This is a genomic window from Streptomyces sp. SPB074, from assembly GCF_000154905.1.
Lineage (GTDB): Bacteria > Actinomycetota > Actinomycetes > Streptomycetales > Streptomycetaceae > Streptomyces.
This window is the reverse complement of the sequence record NZ_GG770539.1, coordinates 6,755,398-6,755,765: the sequence shown is the minus strand read 5'-3', so window position 1 is coordinate 6,755,765 and position 368 is coordinate 6,755,398. Positions and strand designations below refer to the sequence as shown.

General features: G+C 76.6%; 1 pseudogene. It reads left to right on the top strand.

Features of this window, described 5'->3' with window-relative positions:
- A pseudogene (locus SSBG_RS28925) lies at positions 1-274 on the top strand (hypothetical protein); the annotation flags it as partial.
- Positions 275-368 lie beyond the last annotated feature (94 nt).

Sequence of the window (368 nt, the reverse complement as noted above, 5' to 3'; positions counted from 1 at the left end):
GACACCGGCGAGCCGGTACCTGACGGCGGGTCTCCTGACGAACTTCAGCGGCGGCGATCCGGCCCGCGTGCGCCGCCGGTACGCCGTACCGGGCGCCTGGGACCGCTTCGAGCGCGAACTCGACCGGTCCCCGCCCTGCCTCTTCGTGGACGACTCCGCGGGGACTCCCTACGCGCTGGCCGGCTACCCCCGGCTGCGGGCGCTGCTCGCGCACGACTACCGGCAGGTGGCCGTGGTGGACGGGGCGCGCCTCTACCGGCGGGAGAGGTGCTGACGCCGGAACGTGCCCCGGAGCCGGACGGTGGTGCGGGCGGACGCCCGGACCACAGGGAGGGTCGCGGGGCCCGCTCCCCCGCACGAAGGACGCG